The organism is Comamonas testosteroni, assembly GCF_030505195.1.
In the GTDB taxonomy this organism is placed as follows: Bacteria; Pseudomonadota; Gammaproteobacteria; order Burkholderiales; family Burkholderiaceae_C; genus Comamonas; species Comamonas testosteroni_G.
On the sequence record NZ_CP129672.1, the window covers coordinates 1,647,029 to 1,664,929 of the forward strand.

Genomic DNA, 17,901 nt, shown 5'->3' on the forward strand with positions numbered 1-17,901 from the left:
CTGTGCCGCCGCCCTACCAGCCCATGTAGGCGGCAAGCACCAGGGACGCCTCGGGCGTGAAACAGCCCTGCAGCATCCATCCCTGGACCTCGGTCAGCTCCAGCCGCTCGAAACGCTGCACCTCGCCATCCTGATTCACAGGCTGCAGCGCATCGGGTACCAGGGCCGAGAACCAGTCTATGCGCTCGACCATATAGCCCTGCCCCTCTGCTTCGTCGCTGGGTCTTGCGAACATTACATTTCCGCCGTGCCGAAGCTCGCCCAGTTCTGCCACATGCAGGCCGGCCTCCTCCCAGGTTTCACGCGCCAGCGCCTCGGCCAGACCATCTGCCGCCGAGACCATGCCGCCCATCAAGGTATCCCACATGCCGGGGTTGTTGGCCTTGTCCTGCGAGCGCTGCTGCACCCAGATCGAGCCATCCGCGCAGACGCCCACCAGATGCACGGCTCTGGTGGCGATGCCCAGTGGCCGCACGGCACCACGCTCGACGGTTGCCAGTTGCTGGCCTTGCGCATTGCAGACCGCCAGTTGTTCATTGCGCCAGGCCCCGGCAAGACCGGCACTGCGCATGGCCAGGGCCAGCCGGTTCAGATTCTCGCTCGCCCCGCCCGCGCCCTTTAGAAGCCATTGCCCGGCAACCGACTGCAAGTCGACTTGGTGCACCGCCAGCAGCTCCTGCCCCAGCTTCCGAGCGAAGTCTTCCTCGATACTGCCGATCTGTTGATCATCAATGCACAGCGGCTGGCGCGGGCGCAGAGGCTGCCTGCTGGCCATGGCATGTTGTGCCTGCAGCCATTGCTGCTGGAGCGACGTGGTTTGCTGCTTCATGAAAAATCTCCCATGCACTGCATTGTGCTCAGCTTCGCAAAACGGGAAGGCTTGCATCACTATTGATGGTCACCAGTTTGCCGGCAACAACTGCGCCCGCAGGGCGCTGCAGCTCCAAAGGCCAGTGGCCGCGCGTTACAGTGACAACCCATGAATTCCCCCCTGAAACCCGCCACGGTCGCCATGCTCAGCCTGGCTCCGGCACTTTGGGCCGGCAATGCCATCGTGGGCCGCCTCGCTCACGATCTGATCTCGCCTTTCGCGCTCAACTTCCTGCGCTGGTGCATCGCCTTTGTGCTGCTGCTGCCGCTGGCGTGGCGGGTGCTGCGCAGGAGCAGTCCGATCTGGCCGCTGTGGCGCCAGTACATGCTGCTCGGGCTGCTGGGCATCGGCTGCTACAACGCCTTGCTGTACCTGGCGCTCAAGACCTCGACCCCGCTGAACGTGACGCTGGTGAGCTCCAGCATGCCGGTGTGGATGCTGGCCATAGGCCGGCTGTGCTGGGGTATTCGCGTCAGCCGCCGCCAGATGGGCGGAGCACTGCTGTCCGTGCTGGGCGTGGCGGTGGTGATGTCGCGCGGCAACTGGCAGACGCTGCTTGCTCTGCGCTTTGTGCCCGGCGACCTTTTCATGGTGCTGGCCACCATCGCCTGGGCCTTCTACACCTGGCTGCTGTCGCGCAGCAGCGGCCCCCAGGAAGTGAAATCGCATTGGGCCAGCTTTTTGCTCGCGCAGATCGTTTTCGGCCTGCTCTGGTCCGGCCTTTTCACGGCCGGCGAAGCCTTGCTGGGCGAGTTCCGCCTGGCGCCGGGCTGGCCGCTGCTCGGCAGCCTGCTGTTCATCGCCGTGGGCCCGGCCATTTTGGCCTACCGCTTCTGGGGCATGGGCGTGCAGCGCGCCACGCCCGCCATTGCGGGCTTCTTCGGCAATCTGATTCCGCTGTTCACGGCCCTGCTGTCGATTCCCGTGCTCGGCGAAACCCCGCACCTCTACCACGCGCTTGCGTTTGCGCTGATCGTGACCGGCATCGTCGTGTCGTCGCGCAAATAAACGGCTGCCCCCCAGACAAAAGCCCCGCATTGCGGGGCTTTTGTCGTTTCGGTACTCGATCCCGGATCAGTAAGTGCCGGGATACAGACCGCCGTCGGGCAGGATGTTCTGTCCCGTCATATAGCCGGCCTGGCGGCTGCACAGGAAGGCGCAGATGGCGCCGAACTCCTCGGCCGTGCCAAAGCGCTTGGCAGGGATCTGGGCGGCCTGTGCCTGGCGCACGGCATTCAGGTCCTGGCCGGTCTTGTTGGCCGCCGCCTGATGGGTTGCCACCAGACGGTCGGTATCGAACTTGCCGGGCAGGATGCTGTTGATGGTGACGCCCTTGGCGGCAATGCCCGAACGCGCCAGGCCGGCCACAAAGCCCGTCAGACCGCTGCGCGCGCCGTTGGACAGACCCAGGATGTCGATGGGTGCCTTGACCGCGCTGGAGGTGATGTTGACGATGCGACCGAAGCCACGCGCAGCCATGCCGTCCACCGTGGCCTTGATCAGCTCGATAGGAGTGAGCATATTGGCGTCCACTGCCTTGATCCAGGCCTCACGATCCCAGGTACGGAAGTCGCCAGGAGGCGGGCCGCCGGCGTTGGTCACGACGATGTCGTAGTCCTTTCCCGGGCCGCCGGCGGCTTCGAACACGGCCGTGCGACCTTCTGGCGTGGTGATGTCTGCAGCGACACCGATGACCTTGACCTGAGGAGCAATGGCCTGCAACTTCTGCACGGCCAGCTGCAATGCCTCGGGGTTTCTGGCGTTGATGACCAGATTCACCCCCTCTTCGGCCAGAGCCTTGGCGCAGCCAAAACCCAAACCTTTGCTGGCGCCGCAGACCAGAGCCCAGCGCCCGGAGATACCAAAGTCCATGTCAGTGTCCTTTCACACAATTTCCAAGCCGGGCAAGCTGCCCGACGCTATCAAATTCAATCACTGCCAGCGCCTTGTCAGAAAGCGCCGGCATCCCATTTCATGCTCAATGACTGCGACCATGAAACAGCTTGTGGTGCAGCCTGCGAAGCGACCACCACACGCCCAGTGCGACGACCGGAATGGCCACGGCCGCCGTCGACTCGGGCGACCAGGGCCAGCCCAGCTTCTGCCCACCCTTGGCCAGATAGCTGATCAAGCCGGTGATGTAGTAGGTGATGGCCGCCACCGACAGGCCTTCCACCGTGGACTGCAGCTTGAGCTGGGTGCCCTGTCGGTCGTTCATCGTGCCCAGCAGTTGCTGGCTGCTTTGCTGCTGCTCGATCTCGACACGCGTGCGCAACAGGCTGCTGACGCGGGAGACCCGCTCGGACAGCGCATTCTGACGGCGTGTCGCCCATTCGCAGGTGGCACGCGCAGGCGTGAGTCGCCGGTCCATGAATTCACGGATGGTCTGGATGCCGTCCACCCGCGTCTCCTGAATTTCCTGAATGCGCCTGTCCACCAGCTCGAAATAGGCGGAACTGGCCGAAAAGCGCGAATGCGTGGCCGCATATTCGCTCTCCACCTGGCCGGCCAGCCGGGTCAGGCGGTCCAGCAGCGCCGGCTCGGTGTCGCGGTCGGCCGCGCGAATGGCATTGGCCAGCTCGGCCAGTTCACGCTCGGCCGTGGCCAGCACGGCAGCTGCCTTGCGTGCGGCGGGCAGTCCCAGCAGCGCCGCCATACGGTAGGTCTCGATCTCCAGCACGCGCTGCACCAGACGGCCCAGGCGGCGCGGGGACAGGTCGGCGCCCGCCAGCAGCAGCATGCGCGAGAAACCATCGGGGTGAATCGCAAAGTCGGTATAGATGGCCCCCGCACCGCCGGAGACGCGCGAGCCGACCAAAGTATCGGCTTGCAGCATGTGGCGCATCAGATACTGCGGATCCACATCCTGCTCGTTCAGCGCCCACAGATGCAGACTGCTCAGGCACTGCCCCGGCAGGGCGGCCAGCCAGTCGCGCGGCACGGCGTCGATGGCTGTCTCGGGCTCGCGCACATCCGCCACGCCGGCCTGCGCCATGGGCGTGGTGAAGGTCCAGGCCACGAACTCGGTGTGCTGCTCCCAACGCAGGCGAAATGCACCCAGGTCGATCAGCACATGGGTGGTTGCCGCATCGGGCAAAGGGCGATGGTGGTTGCGCAGCAGGGCTGCCACATGCTCACGGCTGGCTTCACGCTGGGCCGCATCGGTGAGCATCACGATATGGGTGATAGCCAGAGGAGCCTGCATGATTTCCGCAGGACGGGCATGAATTTCGTTGTGCAGCAAGACCCGCTGAGGGTGCTGCGCGGGCAATAAAGACAAGGCCATGCAATCTTTCGAATAACTGCAGCTATTTTGCCGCCCTAATCCATGATCCCCGAAACAAAGGTCCTCATATAAAAAAAGCGGCCCCGTAAGGGCCGCTTTAACGTTGATCAGCGATCAGGTTGACGATCAGTCTTCCACGAAAGCTTCTTCACGCTTGTTCTTCACTGCAGGCATCAGCACGATCACCAGCAGCACCAGAGCAGCGGCCAGCAGGCAGGCAGAGATGGGGCGGGTCACGAAGACCGACCAGTCACCACGCGACAGCAGCAGGGCACGGCGCAGGTTTTCTTCCATCATCGGGCCCAGGATGAAGCCCAGCAGCAAAGGAGCAGGCTCGGTACCCAGCTTGTGGAACACATAGCCGATGAAGCCGAAGATACCCACCATCCAAACGTCCCAGGCGTTGTTGTTGGTACCGTACACGCCGATAGCACAGAACAACACGATGGACGGGAACAGCCAGCGGTAAGGCACGGTCAGCAGCTTGATCCAGACGCCGATCAGCGGCAGATTCAAGATGATCAGCATCAGGTTACCAATCCACATGGAGGCGATCAGACCCCAGAACAGTTCTGGGTTGCTGGTCATCACCTGAGGACCGGGCTGGATGTTGTGAATCGTCATGGCACCCACCATCAGCGCCATCACGGCGTTGGGAGGAATACCCAGGGTCAGCAGAGGAATGAACGATGTCTGCGAACCGGCGTTGTTGGCCGACTCGGGAGCGCACACGCCACGGATATTGCCTTGACCGAAAGGAACTTCGCCGGGCTTCAGCTTGGTCTTCTTTTCGATGGTGTAGGCAGCAAAGGCCGACAGCATGGCACCGCCACCGGGCAAGATACCCAGGGCCGAACCCAGGGCCGTGCCGCGCAGCATGGCAGGAATCATGCGCTTGAAGTCTTCGCCTGTGGGCATCAGACCGGTCACCTTGGCGGCGAACACTTCGCGCTCGTCGTCGGGCTTGGACAGGTTGGCAATAATTTCGCCGTAACCGAACACACCCATGGCGATCACGACGAAGTCGATGCCGTCGGTCAACTCAGGAATGTCGAAGCTGTAGCGAGCCACGCCGGAGTTCACGTCGGTACCGACCATGCCCAGCAGCAGACCCAGCACGATCATCGCGATCGCCTTGAGCAGCGAGCCGGAAGCCAGCACCACAGCACCGATCAGACCCAGGGTCATCAGCGAGAAGTACTCGGCAGGGCCGAACTTGAAAGCGACTTCGGTCAGAGGAGGAGCGAAGGCAGCCAGAATCACGGTACCCACGCAGCCTGCGAAGAAGGAGCCGATACCGGCTGCCGCCAACGCGGGCCCCGCCCGGCCTTTTCGGGCCATCTGGTAACCGTCGATCACGGTCACCACAGAGGACGACTCACCTGGCAGGTTCACCAGAATGGCGGTGGTGGAGCCACCGTACTGGGCGCCGTAGTAAATACCGGCCAGCATGATCAGCGCCGCCACAGGAGGCAGTGCGTAAGTGGCGGGCAGCAACATGGCGATGGTCGCCACTGGGCCAATGCCGGGCAGCACGCCGATCAGCGTACCGAGCAGACAGCCCACAAAGCAGTAGATCAGGTTCTGGAACGTGAAAGCCACGCCAAAACCCGTCGACAAGTTCTGAATCAGATCCATGGACGATGCTCCTGATTAGCCAGCGATGAAGCTAGGCCACACGGGGAACTGCAGATTCAGCGCCCACACGAAAGCGAAATAGCTGCCGACCGCCAAAATGGTGGCCAGAATGGCTGTTTCCTTGAGGTTGAAGGTCTGACCGGCCATGCTGGCGATAAAGACCAAAGCGTAGATCGCAATGATCAGGCCGAACTGGGGGATGCCCACAGCCGGCACGCCCACCAACAGAATGCCGAAGGCAAAGTTGGCAGCCAGCACGAAGAACACCGGCTTCCAGGCCCACTTGCCGATCTTGTCACCACCTTCGGGGCCCTTGGTCAGGCCGCCGACGCAGATGGCTGCACCCAGGATGGACATGAGCACACCCAGGATCAGAGGGAAGTAACCTGGACCCATACGGGCGCCGGTGCCAATGGTGTAGTTGGACGCGCCGATCGCAAATGCGAGACCGACGGCCAAGAACATCAGACCGGAGAAAAAGTCTTTTTGGCTCTTGATTTTCACAAAACGTCTCCTTACGGAAATCACGACTTGGCGATTCTCGTTTCATAGATATGCCAAATTGATGTGGATTCCACCTACAAAGGGCATACCCTAATGCCGACGTTTTGTACACATTTAGCGCATTCAGCCCAGGCCAGTGCCGGCCTTTTCTTACTGAGAAAAACCGAAAGCAAGCACTTGCACGCAAACCTTCAGATTTCGCTCATCAGCGGCGTGCAGGCCAGCACTTCGGGCAAGGTGGTCACACCCTCTGCCACTCGCAAAGCCCCAGCCAGGCGCAGAGGACGCATGCCGTCCTGCACGGCCTGACGGCGCAGAACGTCCATGGACGGGGCATCGTGAATCTGCTTCTTGAGGGCCTCGGTGACCATGAGCAGCTCGTACAGCCCCATGCGGCCGCGGTAGCCTGTCATGCGGCAGTCCTCGCAACCCACGGGCTTGTAGGGCTGGTAACTGCCCGTCAGCTTCCAGGGCCTGACCGACTCGGCCAGATCCTCGGGCTTTGCGTCTTCATCGCGCACCTTGCAGCTGGAGCACAGCGTACGCACCAGGCGCTGGGCCAGCACACCCAGCAATGTGGCGTTGATCAGATACGAGGGCACGCCCAGCTCCATCAGGCGGCTGACGGCGCTGGGGGCATCGTTGGTATGCAGCGTGGAAAACACCAGATGGCCGGTCAAGGCAGCCTGCACCGCCATCTCGGCCGTGGCCAGATCGCGGATCTCGCCCACCATGATGATGTCCGGGTCCTGACGCATCAGCGCGCGCAGGCCTTCGGTGAAGCCGAACTCAAGCTGGGGCTGAACCTGGGTCTGGTTGAAGCTGGGCTCGATCATTTCGATGGGGTCTTCCACCGTGCTGACATTGACCTCCTCGGTCGCCACCCGCTTGAGCGTGGAGTACAGCGTGGTGGTCTTGCCCGAGCCTGTGGGGCCGGTGACCAAAATGATGCCGTGCGGACGCTTGACCAGATCTTCCCAGCGCTGGGCATCATGGGCACTGAAGCCCAGCGCATCGAGGTTCTTGACCGTGTTCTCGGGATCGAAGATGCGCATCACCATCTTCTCGCCAAAGGCCGTGGGCAAGGTGGACAAGCGCATTTCCACTTCCTCGCCGCGCGGGTTGCGCGTCTTGATGCGGCCGTCCAGCGGGCGGCGCTTTTCCACCACATCCATGCGCCCCAGCAGCTTGACGCGCGCCACCATGGCGTTCAGCACGCCCATGGGCATCTGGTAGACCGGGTGCAGCACGCCGTCGATGCGAAAGCGGATCACGCCCTGCTCGCGCCTGGGCTCCAGGTGGATGTCGCTGGCGCGCTGGTCGAAGGCATACTGCCACAGCCAGTCCACCACGCGCACCACGCCCTGGTCGTTGGCGTCGAGCTGCTTGTTGCTTTGGCCCAGCTCCACCAGTTGCTCGAAGCTCGCGCCACCGGTCGCACCGCCGGCTTTCTCGGCAGCACGCACGGACTTGGCCAGCGCAAAGAACTCTGCCGTGTAGCGCTTGATGTCCTGCGGATTGGCCACCACGCAGCGCACGCTGCGGTGGGCCTGCCGCTCGACTTCGCTCACCCAGTCCGTGATGAAGGGCTCGGCCGTGGCAATCACCACTTCCTTGGCCGTGACCTGCACGGGCAGCACCTTGTGGCGCTCGGCGTAGCTGGCGCTCATGACCTCGCCCACGCGGCCCACATCCACGCGCAACGGGTCGATGCGCAGATAGGCCAGGCCGCTGCGCTGGGCTAGGTACTGGGTCAGCGCTTCCAGATCCAGCGGCTGATGCGTCTGGGCGCCGACAACGCCCACATTGGCCAGGCGCACCAGCGGCAGCTGAGCACTCTCGGCCGCCGAGCAGCGCGCCACCGTGCGCCCCGCCTCCTGCGCCGTGATCACACCGTCTTCCTGCAGCCACTGCACCAGCGTGCGCCAGTCCAGCGGCCCCTGGTAGTGGGCTGGCTTGACGGATCGGGGCAGGATGGATTCAGTCAATGACATGGGCGGCTGTGGCAACAAAACTGCCTTGACTGTACCGCCATCGGCCCATGCACCCGATCAGGAAGGTGCATAAGAGACCGATAAAGGCCTTTTATCCCTTTTGTCTGATGCAGCTCAGGCGTATTCGTCCAGCAGACCGCCCAGCCCACCCTGGCCCGCATTGCTGCGACTGCTGCTCTGCACCGCATCGTCCGGCTTTTGCCGGACGGCTTCGGCCCCACGCTGGGCAGCCTGCTGGGCTTGCTGTGCCTGCTGGTTCTGCAATGCCTCTATCTGGGCCTGCAACATCTGGATCTTGGTCTGCAGCAACTGCGCCTGCTGCTTCTTGGTTTTGGCATCAGCGTCGCTGTTGGCAACTTCTTTGAGTTCGTTGGTGGCATCCTTGATCTGCCTTTGCAACTGCTGGATACGCGATGCCACGCCAGCCGCCGAAGAGGCTGGGCTGGCAGAACTGGAGGAGATGGCACTGATCGTCATGACCATATCATCGGCACAAAACCGCCGCCCTAAAGGCTGATACCATCGATTTACTCAGGCTTTGCAGTCATTCGGCTGCACCCCGGCCGATTCGGACAACCTTGGATCTGGCCGTCTTGCTACCGGCCTCGGCATCGCGGGCCGGCACGAACACCTTGGCCCAGCGCGTGGTGTTCAGGTCCCAGCGGGCCTGCACCTGGTCACAGGCCAGATCCAGCTCGGCGCCCTGCAGAACACGCGGTGTGCGCTGTGCCAGCACCACGGTATTGCCTTCGCGTGTGGGGCGAAAGGCCCAGAGCGCGTCCTCGCCAAAGGCCTGGGCCATCTGATCCAGGCTTTTGTCAAAGCTTGAGGAGCGGCCAAAGAGGTTGACGGTCATGATGCCGTCCTCGGTCAGAAGATTGCGGCAATCAGCATAGAACTCTGCGCTGTCGAGAACGGGAGCCGCCGCTTCATGGTCATAGAGGTCGACTGCCAGTGCATCGACCGTGCCTTGCCATTCTGTCTTTTTGATCTCTTGAGCTGCATCGGCCAGCACCACCTGCAGCGTGCTGCTGTCGGGGGGCAGCTTGAACCAGCTGCGGCACACGGCCAGCACCTGGGGATTGAGCTCGACCGCCGTGGTCTTCATGCGCAGCTTCTTGTGGCAGAACTTGGTGATGGCGGCAGCCCCCAGACCTAGTTGCATGGCGTGCATCCGTGGTACTTCGGCAGGCGTGGCAAACAGCAGCCAGCCCATCATGCGCTGCACATATTCCAGGTCGATATCAAAAGGGTCGCGAATGCGCATGGAGCCCTGCACCCAGGGCGTACCCAGATGCAGATAGCGGATATCGCCATCGTCGGAGACGCTGACTTCGGGCAGCTCCTGCACGCTGCCCACATTCTTGTCCTGCGCGGATTTGGCACCGCCACGGGTTTTACGGATCACGTTTCACACCAATCTTCAAAGCAGGCCATGGGCCGCCAGCGCATGGCGCCAGGCCTGCAGTTTTTTATCGAACGGCCAGCTGGCATTGGCCGGGCTGGTCGATGGCAGCTTGAGGGCCGTCAGCCCCAGCGCCTCGGTCTGGCGGGCATGCTTGTAGCTCTCGCCGCCGTTGTGCAATGCCAGCTGCAGATCCGGGCTGCGCTGACGCAGCCCGGCAAAGTCGTTGACCTGGGCGCAGCGAATGGCGCTGTCCAGACTGCCCTCGCGCTCGCAGCTCGCATACACATCCCACAGACCCAGGCCACGCTCCAGCAGCCACTCGCAGCGGCCCGCGTAGTCGGCGCGTGGCGGCTGGGGATACCCAGGCCACAAGGCCTGCAGCAAAGGCCAGAACTGGTTTTGCGGATGGGCGTAGTACTGTGCCTGCTGCAGCGACTTCAGGCCCGGAAAGCTGCCCAGCACCAGCGCTCGCGTGCGGCCATCAGCCACCGCCGCCAGCCCCTGCCAGCGCAGGCCAGTCTCTGTTGGAGTGGCTGAAGAATCCTCGGTCATGCGCTATTGTCGCCCAGCCATCATCGGCCTGGACCTTGGGCTGATATTCAAAAAGATGAGCATGAACCTCATCGCCTGCAAAGGATAGATACGGCCCATCTACGGGAGTGCCGGCAGCCCTTTGAGCGCCTTGCGTGCATTGGCCGTGCTGGCCTGCGCCAGTTGCTCAATGCCTATGCCGCGCAGCCGCGCGATCTGCGCAGCAATGCGCGGCAGCTCGGCGGAGCTGTTGCGTCCCTGGGGCTGGCCGGCCGCGCGCTGCTCGGCCGTGGTGTAGAGCCAGTGCGGCGGGATATCGGGCGCATCGGTCTCCAGCACCAGGGCCTGCAGCGGCAGGCTGGCCGCCAGCTCGCGCAGCTTGAGCGCGCGCTCATAGGTGATGGCACCGCCAAAGCCCAGCTTGAAGCCCATATCGATGAAGGCCTGCGCCTGCTGGGCGCTGCCGTTGAAGGCATGGGCAATGCCACCCACCACCCTGTGCTGACGCAAGGTCTTGAGCAGACGATCGCTGCTCTTGCGCACATGCAGGATGACGGGCAGCTCGAACTCGCATGCCAGCCGGATCTGCTGCTCGTAGAACCAGATCTGGCGCTGCTCGTCCAGTCCGGGGACAAAAAAGTCGAGGCCGATTTCGCCCACCGCCACCAGATGCGGGTCCCCGCGCTGCTGGCTCAGCAGTTCGCGCAGCGCCGCGATATCGGACTCCTCGGCGCCGGGCGTGTAGAGCGGATGAATGCCCAGCGCATAGCTGTCGCCATGCAGATGCGCAAGTGCAATCACCTCTTGCCAGTGGCTGCGCTGCACGGCTGGAATGACCAGATGCGTGACGCCTGCGGCCTGCGCAGCGGCGCGCACGGCATCTCTGTCAGGCGCGAATTCGGGCGCATCCAGGTGGCAATGGGTATCGATCCAGGTGGGCATCTGCACATCATGCCTCGGCCGGGCTGCCTGCGCAGGGTGGCATCGGCAGATGAAACGTCAAGTGACTACAGACAGTTTCCAGCCTTGTCCTACGGTACACACATTGAAACAAATAAAACATTAAGCAACTTCACCCCCCTGCCCTGTGCTATCGGCCAAAGGAGCAAGTTATGACGGGACTTCTGCAAAGCACGCTCTGGCAACGCCTGAGCCAGAGTCATCAACGCGCCGATATGCAGGGCAAGCTGGCCGCACTGGATCAGGTGCAGGCCGTGATCGAGTTCGATCTGCAAGGCCATGTACTGACGGCCAACGACAACTTTCTGCGCACCATGGGCTATAGCGCCGAGCAGATCATCGGCCAGCATCACCGCATGTTTGTGGACGAGGAGACCCGAGCCTCTGCCGAGTACGCCCAGTTCTGGCAGCGCCTGGCGGCAGGCCTGCATGACAGCGGCCGCTACCGCCGCATCAACAGCCAGGGCGAGGATGTGTGGCTGCAGGCCAGCTACAACCCGATCTTCGACAGCCAGGGCCAGCCGCGCAAAGTCATCAAGTACGCCACCGATATCACCGAGCAGCAGCAGCACGAAGACGATGCACGCGGCCAGCTCCAGGCCATTGCCAAGGTGCAAGCCATCATCGAGTTCGATCTGAACGGCAACATCCTCACGGCCAACGATCTGTTCCTGCAGACCATGGGCTACTCCCTCGCCGAAGTCGTTGGCAGGCACCACAGCATGTTCGTCCAGCCGCACGAGCGCCAATCCCCGGCCTATCAGCATTTCTGGCAGAAGCTGGCCCTGGGCCATCATGATGCAGGCCAGTACCTGCGCATAGCCAAGGCCGGGCGCCAGGTCTGGATCGAAGCCAGCTACAACCCCATACTCGACGCCGAAGGCCGGCCCTTCAAGGTCGTCAAGTTCGCCACCAACATCACACGCCGCGTGACCGCAGCGCAAACCCTGCGCGCCACGGTGGAGGGGCTAACCGAAAGCGCCAACCATGCGCGCCAGGCCAACGAGCTGGCCCAGGACGCCTGCAGCGTGGCCGAGGCCGGCGGTCGCACCGTGCAGGATGTGGTGACCACAATGGAATCCATCAGCGCCAGCTCGCGCAAGATCAGCGACATCATCGGCATGATGGACTCCATCGCCTTCCAGACCAATCTGCTGGCGCTCAACGCCGCCGTGGAAGCGGCCCGCGCCGGTGACCAGGGACGGGGCTTTGCCGTGGTGGCCAATGAGGTGCGCCAGCTGGCCCAGCACAGTGCCGAAGCCGCCAAGGAGATCAAGCAACTGATCCAGACCTCGGTCACCCAGGTCACCCAGGGGGTGACGCAGGTGCGCGAAGCGGGCACCACCATGGCGGAGATCGTGAACTCATCGCGCCAGGTCACGCAGATCATGGGCGAAGTGGTGCAGACTTCGCTGGCCCAGTCCGCCAAGCTGCGTGAGGTCACCGACGACCTGACGGCTCAGGATGTCTCGACCACCCCTGGCTCAGGCAAGCCGCGCCCCGCCGTGCCGCTGCAGGCATCGGCTCGCGAGCAAGCCAAGGTTGCTATCAGAAATGCAGCTGTCAGCGCTTATTGATAAATCGTTTCAGGCAAATTTCATGAACAAAGGCCCGGGGCACTGCAGCTGCAGCGACCCGGGCCTTGCTGTGGCTGAGCACGATCAGGCCAGTTGCCCGCGCCCCAGCCTGACCATGCGATCACAACGCGCGGCCAGGCCCTCGTCATGGGTGACCATCACGAACGCCGTGCCATGGCTGCGCGCCAGCTCCAGCATCAGCGCAAACACCGTATCAGCCGTGCCGCGATCCAGATTGCCCGTGGGCTCGTCGGCCAGCACGCAGGCCGGACGCGTGACCAGGGCGCGTGCAATGGCCACGCGCTGACGCTCGCCGCCCGACAGCTCGGCCGGGCGATGCGCCATGCGCTGACCCAGGCCCACGGCGCGCAGCATCTCGGCCGCGCGGTCCATGCAGTCCTCCCTGACATCGCGGCGAATGCGCAGTGGCATGGCCACATTTTCCTGGGCCGAAAATTCGGCCAGCAGGTGGTGGAACTGGTAGATGAAGCCCAGATGCCGGTTGCGCAGCGCGCCCTGCTTTTGCGGGCTGAGCTGGTGCAGGGGCTGACCCATGAGGCTGACGCTGCCGGTGGTGGGCGCATCCAGCCCGCCCAGCAAATGCAGCAAGGTGGATTTTCCCGAGCCCGAGGCGCCGACAATCGCCAGCGTCTCGCCCGCCCGAACCTGCAGATCCACACCCTGCAGCACGGTCACATCCAGCTTGCCTTCGGCAAAGCGCTTGGTCAGGCCGCGTGCCTCCAGCACATTCCGGTCCATCACAACATCATTCATAACGCAGTGCCTCCGCAGGGTTCACGCGGCTGGCACGCCAGCTGGGGTAAATCGTGGCCACAAAAGAAAGAATCAGGGAAATCACGGCGATCGGCACGATGTCCGTGGACTGCGGCTCGCTGGGCATCTTGCTGATCAGGTAGATGTCCTTGGGCAGGAAGTTGGCATGCAGCGCCTGTTCAATGGCCGGCACGATAACGTCGATATTGAAGGCAATCGCCAGCCCCAGCGCCAGACCGGCCAAGGTACCGATGACGCCGACCATGGCGCCCTGCACCATGAAGATACCCATGATGGATGAGGGCGAAGCCCCCAGGGTGCGCAGGATGGCAATGTCGGCACGCTTGTCCTGCACGCTCATCACGAGGGTGGACACCAGATTGAAAGCCGCCACGGCCACGATCAGGGTCAGGATGATGAACATCATGCGTTTTTCAAGCTGCACGGCGGCAAACCAGGTCTTGTTCTGCTGCGTCCAGTCACGGATGAACAGGCGATCCGTCAGGGTGTCCGCCAGCTCATGCGCCACGCGCGGCGCCTCGTGCAGATCCTTGAGCTTGAGACGAATGCCGGTCGGCCCTTCCAGGCGGAAGATGCGCTGTGCATCCTCGTAATGCATCATCACCAGCGCCGAGTCATATTCGTAGTGACCGGAATCGAAGGTGCCGGCCACCGTCATCTGCTTCATGCGCGGCAGCACGCCCGCTGGCGTGACCTGTCCGCTGGGCGCGATCAGCGTGATCACATCGCCTTCGCTCACACCGAGACTGCGCGCCAGCTCGATGCCAAGCACCGCCTTGAACTCGCCGGGCACCAGGCGCTTGAGCACCTCGCCGCTGGCGGCCGCCAGATCGGTGACTTCGCCCTCACGCGCCGGATCGATACCGCGCACCAAGGCGCCTTTCATGTCCTCGCCACGCGCCAGCAATGCCTGGGCCGCCACAAAAGGCGCGGCCCCCACCACATCGGGGTTGGCTCTGGCCTCGCGCATGGTGCGCTCCACATCGGGCAGGGGCGCGCCCTGAGGGGCGTAGATCTCCACATGTGAGACGACGCTGAGCATGCGATCCCGCACTTCCTTCTGGAAGCCGTTCATCACGCTCAGCACAATGATCAGCGCCGCCACGCCCAGCGCAATGCCAAGCATGGAGACACCCGAGATAAAGGAGATGAAGCCATTGCGGCGTGTGGCGCGCCCTGCACGGGTATAGCGCCAGCCCACGGCCAGTTCGTAGGGAAATTGCATGTTGGCATGCATTGTGGCATTGCCGGCAATGCCCTGTTGTCGGCGCCAGCCTTCTGCGACCTGACGGCCTGCCCCCTCTATCGGGGCGGCCTGCTGCGCCCTATGCGCGGCAGATCCGCATACCGATCCTGCTGCTCCAGCGTCACCGCATGGGCCTGGAGCTTTGCCAGCAGGCCGTCAAACAAGGCCAGTTCCTCATCGCTGAGAATGGACACGATATCGGCATGGATCTTGACCATCTCGGGCAGTATCAGGCCGTACATGCGCCGCCCCTCATCGGTCAGATACATGGCCACGCGCCGGCGGTCTCCATCCAGAGGTTTGCGCAGCACCCAGCCTTTGTCCTCCAGACCGCCGAGCGCCCGAGAGGTGCGCGCCCTGTCCAGTTGCACCTTCTGCGCCAGCTCGGAGGACAGCAAACCCTCCTCGGTCGCCAGCGTCGCCATCACTCCCCATTCGCGACGCGTGAGGCCGAAGCGGGCCTCGCACATGCGCATCGCCATTCCGCCCGCCACGCCAAAGAAGCGGCTGATGCGAAACAACAGCATGTGCTGAATGGAGGTGGGTTGTCGGGTATTCACGGGGATGAGTTGATTAGATCAATTGTGGATGTCACTTCTACAGTGGCATTCCCAATACAGAGACAAAGGGGAGTGCCGGGGATTTTCGCAAATGCCGGCTCCTCCCTCAGACAAGAGAGTGATTCCATGGCTCGCCTGACTGCACCCCGCCGCCTTCTCCCAACCAGCCTGGCTCTGCTGCTGGGCTGCTCCGCCTTCGCCTCCCTGGCCCAATCTGTCGATGGCGCTGCCGTCGCCGCCTGGCCTCACAAGCCGGTTCGGCTGATAGCAGCCTTCGCTCCCGGAGGGGCGGTGGACATATTGGCGCGCGGTGTCGGAGAAGTGCTTCAGCGCGAAACCAAGCAGCCCTTCGTTGTTGAAAACCGCACCGGCGCTGGCGGCAACATAGGAGCCGATTACGTCGCCAAGGCTGCCGCCGACGGCTACACCATGCTGATCGGCCTGGACACGAGCTTCACGGTCAACCCGCTGATCTACAAAAGCATGCCGTTCAAAAATGGCGACCTGCGTCCTGTCATGGTGTTCGCCTCGCAAGGCATGCTGATGGCCGTCAGTCCCAAGACCAATATCAAGACACTGGAGCAGTTCATTGCTCGCGGCAAGGACAAGGGCCTGACCCTGGGCTCCGCCGGCTATGGAACCCCCGGCCATCTGGCCTCCAGCATCCTGACTTACGCCACCGGAGCCAAGGTCAACCATGTGCCCTACAAAGGCAATGCACCTGCCACGCTGGCGATGCTCTCGGGCGAAGTGGATGGCGGCGTCATCAGCTCCACCGCCATGCTGCCCCATGTGACCACTGCAAAGATCACGGCGCTGGCGGTGACCACGGCCCAGCGCAACCCCTTGCTGCCGGACGTCCCCTCGGTGGCAGAGCTGGGACACAAGGAGCTGCAGCAGGAAGTGCTTTTCGCGGCCTGGGTGCCCAGCAGCACACCTGAGCCGCTGGTGCAGAAAATCCAGGCCCACCTCGACAAGGCCATGAAGGACGGCACGCTGCGCGAGCGCATGCGTGTCAACGACATGGTCTACGAAGGACTGACAGGTGATGCAGCCGCCAAGCGCATCCAGGCCCTGGCCGACCGCTACCGTGTGCTGGCCCAGGCCACCGGCATGAAGATGGAATAGGGCCTCTTGCCGACCTACCGACCTATAACAACAACGGCCCGCATTTCATGACTCGTCCCAACATCATCTTTATCGTCGCCGATGATCTCGGCTATGCCGATCTGGGCTGCTACGGCGGCCGCGATGCCGACTTCGGCCCGGTATCCCCGGTGCTCGACCGCCTGGCCGCCAACGGCCTAAGGCTCACCCAGGGCTATGCCAATTCACCCGTGTGCTCGCCCACGCGTTTTGCCTTGGCCACGGCCCGCTATCAATACCGCTTGCGCGGTGCCGCCGAGGAGCCCATCAACAGCAAGACGCGTGGCACGCCGCTGGGCGCCAAGCTGGGCCTGCCGCCCGAGATCCCCACCGTCGCCTCGCTGCTCAAGGGCGCGGGCTACCGCACGGCACTGATAGGCAAATGGCATCTGGGCTACCCTCCCCACTTCGGCCCGCTGCGTTCGGGCTACGAGGAGTACTTCGGCCCCATGTCGGGCGGCGTGGATTACTTCACCCATCTGAGCAGCTCGGGCCAGCACGATCTGTGGGTGGGCGAAGAGGAGCATCACGACGAAGGCTATCTGACCGACCTGCTGTCCCAGCGCAGCGTGGACTTTGTCAACCGCATGAGCGAGGGCAACGCCCCCTTCTTCCTGAGCCTGCACTACACGGCGCCGCACTGGCCCTGGGAAACCCGTGATGACCGCGAGACTGCCGAGCAGCTGGGAGCGGGCATCACGCACCTGACGGGAGGCAATATTCACCAGTACCGCCGCATGATTCATCACATGGATGAGGGCATAGGCTGGATCGTCGAAGCACTGCGCAAGAACGGCCAGCTCGACAACACGCTGATCGTCTTCACCAGCGACAACGGCGGCGAGCGCTTCTCGGACAGCTGGCCTCTGGTGGGCGGCAAGATGGACCTGACCGAAGGCGGCATCCGCGTGCCCTGGATCGCCCACTGGCCTGCCGTGATCGAAGCCCGTCGCGCCAGCGCCCAGCCATGCATGAGCATGGACTGGTCGGCCACGGTGCTGGATGCAGCCGGTGTGAGCGCCGATCCCGACTACCCGCTGGACGGCGTCTCCCTGCTGCCCGTGCTGCGCACCGACGGTGCGGAGTTTGCCCGCCCGCTGCACTGGCGCATGCTCTACCGCAACCAGCGCGCGCTGCGCGAGGGCGAATGGAAATACCTGCGCGTGGAAGACAACGAATACCTGTTCAATCTGGCGCAGGACGAGCGCGAGCGTGCCAATCTGGCCGGCCAGCACCCCGAGCGCATGCAGGCCATGCGCCAGCGCTGGGACGACTGGAATGCCGGCATGCCGGCCATTGCCGAGGACGCGAGCTACAGCCTGGTCTACACCCTGAAAAATATGCCGGCGAGGTGACAAAGCACCCCGCACCATGCCCGGGCCGCG

At 63.3% G+C, this 17,901-nt stretch carries 17 protein-coding genes; 4 read left to right on the forward strand and 13 right to left on the reverse strand.

Annotated features, from left to right (window positions below; genetic code table 11):
• Positions 1–13: 13 nt before the first annotated feature.
• Positions 14–829, reverse strand: coding sequence for an NUDIX hydrolase (locus tag QYQ99_RS07560; protein WP_302092101.1), 816 nt, complete (start codon positions 827–829; stop codon positions 14–16).
• 150 nt (positions 830–979) lie between these two features.
• Here QYQ99_RS07560 and QYQ99_RS07565 point away from each other — a divergent pair, with 150 nt between their 5' ends.
• Positions 980–1,879 (forward strand): DMT family transporter, encoded by a 900-nt coding sequence (locus QYQ99_RS07565; protein WP_302092102.1) that lies wholly within the window; start codon positions 980–982, stop codon positions 1,877–1,879.
• Positions 1,880–1,945: 66 nt separating this feature from the next.
• Here QYQ99_RS07565 and QYQ99_RS07570 read toward each other — a convergent pair whose 3' ends face one another.
• From QYQ99_RS07570 to QYQ99_RS07610, 9 genes are all read right to left on the reverse strand, one after another.
• Positions 1,946–2,743: an SDR family oxidoreductase gene (locus QYQ99_RS07570; RefSeq protein ID WP_302092103.1), complete on the reverse strand. Its 798-nt coding sequence runs from the start codon at positions 2,741–2,743 to the stop codon at positions 1,946–1,948.
• Between the two features lie 106 nt (positions 2,744–2,849).
• A complete protein-coding gene (locus QYQ99_RS07575) occupies positions 2,850–4,157 on the reverse strand; it encodes a DUF3422 family protein (RefSeq protein ID WP_034349041.1) in 1,308 nt (435 codons plus the stop codon).
• 126 nt (positions 4,158–4,283) lie between these two features.
• Positions 4,284–5,795 (reverse strand): tripartite tricarboxylate transporter permease, encoded by a 1,512-nt coding sequence (locus QYQ99_RS07580; RefSeq protein WP_087084926.1) that lies wholly within the window; start codon positions 5,793–5,795, stop codon positions 4,284–4,286.
• A 15-nt stretch (positions 5,796–5,810) separates the two neighbouring features.
• Positions 5,811–6,299: a tripartite tricarboxylate transporter TctB family protein gene (locus tag QYQ99_RS07585; protein ID WP_043370989.1), complete on the reverse strand. Its 489-nt coding sequence runs from the start codon at positions 6,297–6,299 to the stop codon at positions 5,811–5,813.
• A 191-nt stretch (positions 6,300–6,490) separates the two neighbouring features.
• Positions 6,491–8,293: a GspE/PulE family protein gene (locus QYQ99_RS07590; RefSeq protein WP_302092104.1), complete on the reverse strand. Its 1,803-nt coding sequence runs from the start codon at positions 8,291–8,293 to the stop codon at positions 6,491–6,493.
• A 114-nt stretch (positions 8,294–8,407) separates the two neighbouring features.
• Positions 8,408–8,770 (reverse strand): FlxA-like family protein, encoded by a 363-nt coding sequence (locus tag QYQ99_RS07595; RefSeq protein WP_302092105.1) that lies wholly within the window; start codon positions 8,768–8,770, stop codon positions 8,408–8,410.
• Positions 8,771–8,837: 67 nt separating this feature from the next.
• Positions 8,838–9,701 carry a spermidine synthase gene (locus tag QYQ99_RS07600; protein ID WP_302092106.1) on the reverse strand — a complete coding sequence of 288 codons (864 nt, stop codon included), beginning with the start codon at positions 9,699–9,701 and terminating at the stop codon, positions 8,838–8,840.
• Positions 9,702–9,716: 15 nt separating this feature from the next.
• Positions 9,717–10,253 carry a DNA-deoxyinosine glycosylase gene (locus QYQ99_RS07605; RefSeq protein WP_302092107.1) on the reverse strand — a complete coding sequence of 179 codons (537 nt, stop codon included), beginning with the start codon at positions 10,251–10,253 and terminating at the stop codon, positions 9,717–9,719.
• A 99-nt stretch (positions 10,254–10,352) separates the two neighbouring features.
• Positions 10,353–11,174, reverse strand: coding sequence for a TatD family hydrolase (locus tag QYQ99_RS07610; protein WP_302092108.1), 822 nt, complete (start codon positions 11,172–11,174; stop codon positions 10,353–10,355).
• A gap of 170 nt (positions 11,175–11,344) precedes the next feature.
• Between QYQ99_RS07610 and QYQ99_RS07615 the strand changes: the two genes are divergently transcribed.
• A complete protein-coding gene (locus QYQ99_RS07615; protein WP_302092109.1) occupies positions 11,345–12,769 on the forward strand; it encodes a methyl-accepting chemotaxis protein in 1,425 nt (474 codons plus the stop codon).
• Between the two features lie 84 nt (positions 12,770–12,853).
• Here the strand turns inward: QYQ99_RS07615 and lolD are convergent, their stop codons facing one another.
• The 3 genes from lolD to QYQ99_RS07630 all read right to left on the reverse strand — a co-directional run bounded on the left by lolD (position 12,854) and on the right by QYQ99_RS07630 (position 15,337).
• Positions 12,854–13,543, reverse strand: a complete 690-nt coding sequence (gene lolD / locus QYQ99_RS07620; RefSeq protein ID WP_302092110.1) for a lipoprotein-releasing ABC transporter ATP-binding protein LolD — start codon at positions 13,541–13,543, stop codon at positions 12,854–12,856.
• A complete protein-coding gene (locus QYQ99_RS07625) occupies positions 13,536–14,789 on the reverse strand; it encodes a lipoprotein-releasing ABC transporter permease subunit (RefSeq protein ID WP_302092111.1) in 1,254 nt (417 codons plus the stop codon). Before QYQ99_RS07625 ends, lolD begins: the two co-directional genes overlap by 8 nt.
• Before the next feature lie 77 nt (positions 14,790–14,866).
• Positions 14,867–15,337, reverse strand: a complete 471-nt coding sequence (locus QYQ99_RS07630; RefSeq protein WP_326999585.1) for a MarR family winged helix-turn-helix transcriptional regulator — start codon at positions 15,335–15,337, stop codon at positions 14,867–14,869.
• 159 nt (positions 15,338–15,496) lie between these two features.
• Here QYQ99_RS07630 and QYQ99_RS07635 point away from each other — a divergent pair, with 159 nt between their 5' ends.
• Together QYQ99_RS07635 and QYQ99_RS07640 are read left to right on the forward strand one after the other, a co-directional pair.
• Complete coding sequence (locus tag QYQ99_RS07635) at positions 15,497–16,498, forward strand: Bug family tripartite tricarboxylate transporter substrate binding protein (protein WP_302092113.1); 1,002 nt, start codon at positions 15,497–15,499, stop codon at positions 16,496–16,498.
• 47 nt (positions 16,499–16,545) lie between these two features.
• Positions 16,546–17,871: a sulfatase family protein gene (locus QYQ99_RS07640; RefSeq protein ID WP_302092114.1), complete on the forward strand. Its 1,326-nt coding sequence runs from the start codon at positions 16,546–16,548 to the stop codon at positions 17,869–17,871.
• Positions 17,872–17,901: the final 30 nt, after the last annotated feature.

Excerpts from the sequence above, each read along its gene's own strand:
- QYQ99_RS07560 (WP_302092101.1), bottom strand. The coding sequence starts at position 829 with ATGAAGCAGCAAACCACGTCGCTCCAGCAGCAATGGCTGCAGGCACAA.
- QYQ99_RS07565 (WP_302092102.1), top strand. The coding sequence starts at position 980 with ATGAATTCCCCCCTGAAACCCGCCACGGTCGCCATGCTCAGCCTGGCT.
- QYQ99_RS07570 (WP_302092103.1), bottom strand. The coding sequence starts at position 2,743 with ATGGACTTTGGTATCTCCGGGCGCTGGGCTCTGGTCTGCGGCGCCAGC.
- QYQ99_RS07575 (WP_034349041.1), bottom strand. The coding sequence starts at position 4,157 with ATGGCCTTGTCTTTATTGCCCGCGCAGCACCCTCAGCGGGTCTTGCTG.
- QYQ99_RS07580 (WP_087084926.1), bottom strand. The coding sequence starts at position 5,795 with ATGGATCTGATTCAGAACTTGTCGACGGGTTTTGGCGTGGCTTTCACG.
- QYQ99_RS07590 (WP_302092104.1), bottom strand. The coding sequence starts at position 8,293 with ATGTCATTGACTGAATCCATCCTGCCCCGATCCGTCAAGCCAGCCCAC.
- QYQ99_RS07595 (WP_302092105.1), bottom strand. The coding sequence starts at position 8,770 with ATGACGATCAGTGCCATCTCCTCCAGTTCTGCCAGCCCAGCCTCTTCG.
- QYQ99_RS07605 (WP_302092107.1), bottom strand. The coding sequence starts at position 10,253 with ATGACCGAGGATTCTTCAGCCACTCCAACAGAGACTGGCCTGCGCTGG.
- QYQ99_RS07610 (WP_302092108.1), bottom strand. The coding sequence starts at position 11,174 with ATGCCCACCTGGATCGATACCCATTGCCACCTGGATGCGCCCGAATTC.
- QYQ99_RS07615 (WP_302092109.1), top strand. The coding sequence starts at position 11,345 with ATGACGGGACTTCTGCAAAGCACGCTCTGGCAACGCCTGAGCCAGAGT.
- lolD (WP_302092110.1), bottom strand. The coding sequence starts at position 13,543 with ATGAATGATGTTGTGATGGACCGGAATGTGCTGGAGGCACGCGGCCTG.
- QYQ99_RS07625 (WP_302092111.1), bottom strand. The coding sequence starts at position 14,789 with ATGCAATTTCCCTACGAACTGGCCGTGGGCTGGCGCTATACCCGTGCA.
- QYQ99_RS07630 (WP_326999585.1), bottom strand. The coding sequence starts at position 15,337 with ATGCTGTTGTTTCGCATCAGCCGCTTCTTTGGCGTGGCGGGCGGAATG.
- QYQ99_RS07635 (WP_302092113.1), top strand. The coding sequence starts at position 15,497 with ATGGCTCGCCTGACTGCACCCCGCCGCCTTCTCCCAACCAGCCTGGCT.
- QYQ99_RS07640 (WP_302092114.1), top strand. The coding sequence starts at position 16,546 with ATGACTCGTCCCAACATCATCTTTATCGTCGCCGATGATCTCGGCTAT.